General features: G+C 34.0%; 6 protein-coding genes and 7 tRNA genes. 12 read left to right on the top strand and 1 reads right to left on the bottom strand.

Translation table 11 applies throughout. From position 1 onward, the window contains the following. Positions 1-60 precede the first annotated feature (60 nt). The 11 genes from ACQV2T_RS09095 (at position 61) to ACQV2T_RS09045 (ending at position 5,168) form a co-directional block, all read left to right on the top strand. Positions 61-133, top strand: a tRNA-Phe gene (locus ACQV2T_RS09095). A 5-nt stretch (positions 134-138) separates the two neighbouring features. Further along, positions 139-219, top strand: a tRNA-Tyr gene (locus ACQV2T_RS09090). A gap of 33 nt (positions 220-252) precedes the next feature. Then, positions 253-323 (top strand) — tRNA-Trp (locus ACQV2T_RS09085). Between the two features lie 14 nt (positions 324-337). Next, positions 338-410: transfer RNA gene (locus tag ACQV2T_RS09080), tRNA-His, on the top strand. A 17-nt stretch (positions 411-427) separates the two neighbouring features. Further along, positions 428-499: transfer RNA gene (locus tag ACQV2T_RS09075), tRNA-Gln, on the top strand. Between the two features lie 6 nt (positions 500-505). Beyond that, positions 506-576 (top strand) — tRNA-Cys (locus tag ACQV2T_RS09070). A 12-nt stretch (positions 577-588) separates the two neighbouring features. Next, positions 589-674 (top strand) — tRNA-Leu (locus tag ACQV2T_RS09065). Positions 675-1,034: 360 nt separating this feature from the next. Further along, a complete protein-coding gene (gene rsgA, locus ACQV2T_RS09060) occupies positions 1,035-2,078 on the top strand; it encodes a ribosome small subunit-dependent GTPase A (RefSeq protein ID WP_428874561.1) in 1,044 nt (347 codons plus the stop codon). A gap of 97 nt (positions 2,079-2,175) precedes the next feature. Beyond that, positions 2,176-2,871, top strand: coding sequence for a hypothetical protein (locus tag ACQV2T_RS09055; protein ID WP_428874560.1), 696 nt, complete (start codon positions 2,176-2,178; stop codon positions 2,869-2,871). A gap of 64 nt (positions 2,872-2,935) precedes the next feature. Next, positions 2,936-4,630 (top strand): serine hydrolase, encoded by a 1,695-nt coding sequence (locus ACQV2T_RS09050; RefSeq protein WP_428874559.1) that lies wholly within the window; start codon positions 2,936-2,938, stop codon positions 4,628-4,630. Between the two features lie 229 nt (positions 4,631-4,859). Beyond that, a complete protein-coding gene (locus ACQV2T_RS09045) occupies positions 4,860-5,168 on the top strand; it encodes a hypothetical protein (protein WP_428893577.1) in 309 nt (102 codons plus the stop codon). Positions 5,169-5,269: 101 nt separating this feature from the next. Here ACQV2T_RS09045 and ACQV2T_RS09040 read toward each other — a convergent pair whose 3' ends face one another. Next, complete coding sequence (locus tag ACQV2T_RS09040; protein WP_428874557.1) at positions 5,270-5,560, bottom strand: ArsR/SmtB family transcription factor; 291 nt, start codon at positions 5,558-5,560, stop codon at positions 5,270-5,272. Positions 5,561-6,139: 579 nt separating this feature from the next. On the opposite strand from ACQV2T_RS09040, the gene ACQV2T_RS09035 reads away from it, so the two are divergent. Beyond that, the gene (locus ACQV2T_RS09035; RefSeq protein WP_428874556.1) at positions 6,140-7,237 is read left to right on the top strand and encodes a LysM peptidoglycan-binding domain-containing protein; all 1,098 of its coding nucleotides are present in this window, start codon (positions 6,140-6,142) and stop codon (positions 7,235-7,237) included. The last annotated feature ends 64 nt before the right edge of the window (positions 7,238-7,301 follow it).

Below are 7,301 nucleotides of genomic sequence, written 5' to 3'. Positions count from 1 at the left end.
TAACATGCTTGCCTGTCACGCAGGAGATCGCGGGTTCAAATCCCGTCCGGACCGTTTCTAGGCTTGATAGCTCAGTTGGTAGAGCACTTGATTGAAGCTCAAGGTGTCGGCGGTTCGATTCCGTCTCAAGCCATTGCTGGAGGGGTAGCGAAGTGGCTAAACGCGGCGGACTGTAAATCCGCTCCTTCGGGTTCGGCAGTTCGAATCTGCCCCCCTCCATTTTAATAGGGATTGCTAACCATTTTCCTTTTTAGGGACTTAGTTTAACGGTAGAACAACGGTCTCCAAAACCGTCAGTGTGGGTTCGATTCCTACAGTCCCTGTTAAAAGTATGATGGCGATTGTGGCGAAGTGGTTAACGCATCGGTTTGTGGATCCGACATTCGTGGGTTCGATTCCCATCAGTCGCCTATTTATATTTTATTATTGGGGTATAGCCAAGCGGTAAGGCATCGGACTTTGACTCCGTGATTCGTTGGTTCGAATCCAGCTACCCCAGTTTCATGGCGGTATAGCCAAGTGGTAAGGCACGGGTCTGCAAAACCTTGATCGCCGGTTCAAATCCGACTACCGCCTTATATCTATTACGGCGGTGTGGCGGAATTGGCAGACGCGCTGGACTCAAAATCCAGTGCCGGTTACACGGCGTGTCGGTTCGACCCCGACCACCGCTATTTATTTTAAACTCTTTCCTGGATAGGAAGGTTTTTTTATTGTTTTATTTTCATTGGTAAAGTATAATTTTCTTATAAATTCGAAAGGAGTGGTACAAGATGAATTTAGAATATAAAAATTTAGGTTCTAATCTAAAAACTCTTCAATGGTTTTTTGCTAGGGTTATTTGTTTTTACGTACCACCCTATCATTAGTCATTTTCTATATTTTTAAGGATCTAAGTTAATCTTAGATTCTTTTTTATTTTAATTATATTTTAAAAATTATAGAATTTATTTTGTCTTTCTAAATTCATCATATTTACGAAAACAGATAGCTTTATGTAGCATAAAAGGATAATTTAGATAGGAGACTAATTGATGATAAACAAAGATTATGGTATTAATTCTTACATTTCTAGATATAATTTAAATAATGATTTAAATATCTATCGCATCACAAGTCGTAATAATGCATTTCTAACGCTTCATAATAAAAAAGACGAATTAATTTCGGTTCGAGTAAATTTAAAAAATAGTGATTTTGTTGTAGGTGATTATGTTTTAGTTGAAAAGAATGCGGGAGAACATCAAATATCCACGTTTCTCAAAAGAGATAGTTTGATTACTAAAGCTCAAAGCACATCACAAAAAAGTTTGGCATATAATGCTAAAGAACAATTAATAGCTGCAAATGTTGACCAAATATTTATTCTTATTGCAGCTGATCAGAGGTTTTCTTTGGGAAAATTCGAACGCTATGTCTCTACCTTTTCTAATATGGCTAAGGATATTCAAATTATTATTTCAAAATCAGACTATCAAGTAGAAGCTTCAACTATTGAAAATACTATTTTAAAGGTTTATCCTAAAATGAAAATTAATCAATTATCAATTCATGATCCTTTATCGTATCAAAAAGTAATGAATCTTCTCAAAAAAGGTAAAACTTCTATTCTAATTGGATCATCAGGGGTAGGAAAGTCTACTTTAATAAACACTATTTTACAAAAAGAAGAACTGTCAACTCAAAACGTTAGAAATGATGGTAAAGGCAAGCATACAACCACCTCTTCCTCTATGTATTTCCTTAAAAAAACCTCTTCTTATATTATTGATACACCAGGCTTTAAAACTATTTCATCCCATAGAGATGCAGATGAAACGCTTCTTTTTCAAAGTATATATGACCTTTCGCTTAAATGTAAGTTTAATGATTGTTCGCACGTGAATGAGCCTGGATGTGCTATTCAACTAGCCATCAAAAAAGGGAATTTATCTAAAGAGTTGTACAATCGTTATTTAAAATATAAAGATAAAAAGAAACGGTATAAGGAATTGATCAGCCAAAAAAACAAAAAAAAGAAACCACATCATCGAATGAAAGTAATCACTAAGTCAGGAATTCTTAACGACATTGATTAATCTCACCTAATCAATAGTTATAAGGTAGTTTATAGGGCAACGTTAAGGTATAATAGATAGGTCGATAATTTTATGTTATTTCAAAGAGGTGATCTGTTTGATTAGTACAGTAGAAAGTTATTTTGAAAAAGAAGATATTTTGGTTCCTAAGAAATATCTTCAAATTGATGAAGAGTATTTAAATAAACAAGTTGATCAAAAAGTGGAGGAACTAACCAATCTAAATTATCCAAATAATAAAAATTTGTCAGATGAAGTGATATTCAATCTAAATCTTCCGAATATCTATAGTTATCAAGACTTGAGAAGCTTTTTTTATAATGATTTGAAGCATCGTGTGGCTGAGTTCTTTTTTTATGATCAACTACTGCCTTACTTATTCACTTTTTTCGCTGAAACCAGTCAAACCATCATTAATCAAAGTGAGCTGTTGCTTTTTCAAAATGAGTATCTAAAAAGAGTAGAAACGATAGCTAAAGTAAAGAATATCTCTTTTTCTGATTATGTACAAATTCACCTTCGATTGGCTGGTAATCCTTATGAGCGAATTAAAGAGAGAGCTTTTGAGGAATTTGTTTTTAGGTTAATTGCCAATCAAAGATATGAGAAAAATGAGTATGCTAATTTACAAGATGAGTACGAAGCATTTATTTCCGACCGCTCATTATCTCTTAATGTTGATCCCTTTGATTTGAAAGAGGAATTAAGCCTATCTACTTTTGAACAAGATTACCCGACCATTTACTTTACTCAAGAACTGTTAGATTATTTTATACCTAAAATTATTAGTTAAGATTGGGTTCTTAAAATCCTATTGATATATTTACCAATAACATCAGGTGAAGGAGCGAACAAATTTGAATGATAGTTATCAAAAACAATTGCTTTCTTTTTTAATTACTGCGACTCTTTTTTCAACACTTTATTTCACTTTTGTTTCTTCCTCTAATCGTTATATTATTGAAAACTTTTTCAAAAAGCCGATTGATAGCAGCATTAACCTTGAGGAAGTAGATCTTAATTTAAGAAAAGATCCAATCTTACAAACCAACGCTAAATCTGAAAAAGTCTCACTCTCGTCTGAATTAAACGATCACTATATGCCAAGATTTTATAATCGACCTCAACTTATTAAGCCAACTTTAAAATCGTCTATTAATCGCAAACCAGTTGTTGAAGAAATTGGAGTGGCGGAACTTGTATGGAAAAGAGATGGATTGAAAAAGATACTTTATCAAGGTGGTTCGCCCTTCACCGGATGGTTTCAAGAAGATAAAACTAAAGGTTATTATCAAGATGGTTTAAAAGAAAATCTGAACAACAGTGAATTATTAGCTAAACAAGTTGAGGATCTTTTTGCTGTTAATAAATATCCTTTCTACATGACTCCTCATAAAAAAAGAGAGCATTTCACTCTGAAAACAATGGAGTACAGCATCCTTATTAAGTCTCCTGATTTAAAAATTTACTCAAATCCGCCTGGTTTAGCCAGTTCACGTTATTTACTAAATACTCAAGGAATGATAGACAGTCCAATGGAAGTAGGACAGGAACTCACTAATCAATACGGAACCTGGTTACATGTTTATTTTGGCTATGATGAGCTTGGTTGGATTAGAAAAGATTCTTCATATAATGATTACGTTTTAACCTATTATAGTGAAAGAGAGCTTTTAGATGAAATAGAAGCTATATTAGAGACTTATTTGGGATATATTAGTGCAACGGCAGGAGCTTCTTTTGTTAATAGTGAGCATCTTACCCAGGTTTCAGTAAATAACCAAATATTTTTCCCAGCCTCTACTCAAAAAATTTATGTTTTAGGTAAAATTTATGAGCTTTATAAAACTGGTGAGTTGTCACCCAATTCTATGGTTATTTTATCTGATGAAAACCGCGTCCCAGGTGCTGGAGTTATTCAAGGAGACCCTAGTGGGTCGCAATACACTGTGGATTACTTAGTAGATTTGATTCCTTTATATTCTGATAACACAGCTGCTAATATGTTAATTGAAGTAGCTGGCGAAGGTGAATGGATTACACCTTATGTCCATAAATTTGGTCTAAAAGATACCTTTGTTGATGGAAAATATTATCATGGATCAACCAACCGCAGATTTCAGACATCGCCTGGGGATGCTGCTATGTATTTCGCTTTAATGGCACGTAATGAACTGAATGGCGAACCTTGGGATGGTCAATTAATTCAAAAATTAATGACAAATCCATGGCGATATCTTTCTGCATTTATACCATACGTTACCACATGGAATAAAACAGGATTAGGATCGACAGAACAAAATGATGTCGCAGCTTTTCAAACGGATTATGGAACCTACACACTAGCTGTGTATACAGAAAATCCTTATAATTACGATGCTGTTCCTGATCAAATGGGAATATTATCTAAAGCTGTTTTTGATGTCTATGTTAGTAATCGTTCGCTCTTATGGCAAAAAGTAACAAATCCCCAAGCTTATTTAGAGGAAAAAGAGCAAGAAATGTTGAGGCAATCCACAGAAATGATGTTAGATGAAAACAATTATAATTAAAAAATAAAAGGGGCTGGGACAAAAGCCTTGAACAATTAAAGAAAGTCCGGTCAACGATCCATTTGTTAATCGGACTTTTTCTTTAACAATAAAAAAATAGAAAGCGTTTCCTGCTGTAATAGTAGTAATCACAAAACCATTTAGGAGGGGCTTTCTATCTAGTAACAGTACACTATGAATCACACTTACTTGCCACAGGAAATGGATTGTTTATTCCCTGAAAATCATAGTGTTTAGGCGAATTCATGAGGTAGTCGAACAGATTCAATCTGAGATTCAGCAGCTCTTAAGTGAAGAAATTGAAACGCTTAATCGAGCGATTGAAACGCAAACTGTTGTCGGAGCGGATGAACGCAAAAAGAAGCGCTGTCGTCTCAAAAAGTATCACCAAAAAATTGCTGAGGATTTTATTCCTTGTAAAGAAAAACACACCACTTATCAAGCGACATCCAACGGTCGCAATAGCTTTTCTAAGACCGATGTCGAGCGAATATTTATGGCCAATAATCTACGTAAATACCCAAAGCAGCGAGCCTAGATTGGAAAGTCACTTTCCAATCTAGGCTCGCTGTAAATTTTGAGGGGGCTGAGCAGCCCTTTTGTCCCAGCCCCTTTTATTTTAGTAAGAATGCTTTCAGTTTAGCTGTTTTCGTAAGTTTCTAAGACGAGCTTGGCTGTATCGCTAGAAAGGGAATAATAAATTTTAGTTCCATCACGGTCCGCAGAGACAATTTTTGCTTCACGTAATTTACTAATGTGTTGAGAGACGGTAGATTGAGTTAATTCTAAATCTTGTTGAATTTTGCTGACATTCATAACACCGTTATTTTTTAATAGCAATGCGATTGAAAAACGAATAGGGTGTGATAAAAGTTTTAGTACATTAACATATCTAGCCATTTTTTTTGATTTCATTCCGTATGTTTGCATCTTTTCCCTCCATTTCTATCTATTTTTATGCCTAGTCAGATTGTATCACATATTTTACTTTTAAAGTAAGAATTTTTTGTGTTTTTTATATTACATTTAATTTTGCTTAAAATTTTTACTGATTATTAAATGGTGAAAATAGTAGATACTTATAATATTTTAGCTAGCAAGATAAGGATACCATTTTAAGTTGTAATAAGCAAAGGTTGTTTGAAAGTAGTGTATAAATGGTTTTTAGAATAGGTTTAAATTATAAAAATATGTAATTGTTTTATTTTTTAAACAATAAAGATCCTTCATATTAGTATGATAGTACTATTAAATAATCCTTAAACAATAAAATAAGCCAACGTATATGTTATTTTATTTATAACATAATTTTATAAAAGGCTTGAAGTGTATCTTGCTTGATTGATTGTAATATCACTGTAACCTATATTGCTATCTTTAATCGGTTTGCTTAATCATAGGTAACAAGTGCTAAAAAAACGTGCACTTATTAATAAACTTGTTTAAGATATCTTATATATTAATTTTAATAATAATTCACCAACAAGGTGATCATGTTAAGGAGTATTTATGAAAAAATCAATAATAAGTTTAGTTATCTCGTCACTATTGTTGCAAGTCGTAACTGTTCAACCAACTATCTTAGCTCAGGACGATAATTATCAAGGAAGTCTTGCGATGGTTTGGAAGCAGAGAACAGTTAATGAGATACGTCGTGTAATCAATCTAATGACTGAAAAACAAGATGGTGTCTATGTGATTCAATGGGGCGACACTTTAAGTAGTATTTCTGGAGCAACTGGTATATCGGTCAATGATTTGGCTCAAATCAACCAAATAGCTAATCCAGATTTAATCATAGCTGGAGCAGAGTTGCGTTTTAACTCAGATTCTGGGACGATCTCATATAGTCAAGGAGATGAAGAAGTAACAGTTACAGCTTATGAGACTGAAAGCAGTTCAATTAATACAAAGGCTCAAACAGAAGAGAGTCTCTTAGTAATTGAGGCAGCTGAAGACTTTGAAGAAGTTCAAGAAGAATTACCTACTTTTGAGGAAGCTATGCCTAATGAAGTTGTCGAAACAACTCGGGAAATTAGTGAAGAAATTCTTCCAGTTGTTGAAATGACTACCACGAGCAATGAAGTTATCGAGGAACAGCTGACTACTGAAGACTTTGAAACAACAGCCACTACAATTAAGTCTACTGATTTTAATACTGATTTAATTGAAACTAGCGTTTCAGATATTACAACTAGCATTACTACCAGTATTGAAACGACTAGTTATGTTGAATCTACCTATGAAGAAATAACTTTTGAAACGAATGAAGAAAGAGTTGAAACAACGCTTGTAGATAATAGCAGTACGGACCCTTATGCAGCGTTTGAAAGAATAGTTGCTGAGAAAGGTGTTTCTGATGTTGAGCAAGGTTATTGGAAGGCTATTATTAATCGTGAGTCCGGGTGGAATACATTTGCTAAAAATATGTCTTCTGGAGCATATGGATTACCACAAGCTTTACCAGGTAATAAAATGGCTTCTCATGGTGAAGATTGGCAAAGCAACCCTTATACTCAATTATCATGGATGTATGACTATATGGTAAGTCGTTACGGATCGATTTCTGGAGCTTGGTCACATTCTCAATCAAAAGGGTGGTATTAATAATTAAAGGGGGCTGTATCATAAGTCCATTTTTGCTATAACCTTTAAAATAAGACCCGAGATA

Source organism: Facklamia sp. P13069 (assembly GCF_050409405.1).
Classification (GTDB): domain Bacteria; phylum Bacillota; class Bacilli; order Lactobacillales; family Aerococcaceae; genus Facklamia.
Note: the sequence above shows the minus strand (reverse complement) of the source record. Positions and strands in the feature narration are given on the sequence as shown.

Bases quoted from the DNA above. Each gene is read 5' to 3' on its own strand.
- ACQV2T_RS09040 (WP_428874557.1), bottom strand. From the start codon at position 5,560: ATGCAAACATACGGAATGAAATCAAAAAAAATGGCTAGATATGTTAAT.
- ACQV2T_RS09035 (WP_428874556.1), top strand. From the start codon at position 6,140: ATGAAAAAATCAATAATAAGTTTAGTTATCTCGTCACTATTGTTGCAA.
- rsgA (WP_428874561.1), top strand. From the start codon at position 1,035: ATGATAAACAAAGATTATGGTATTAATTCTTACATTTCTAGATATAAT.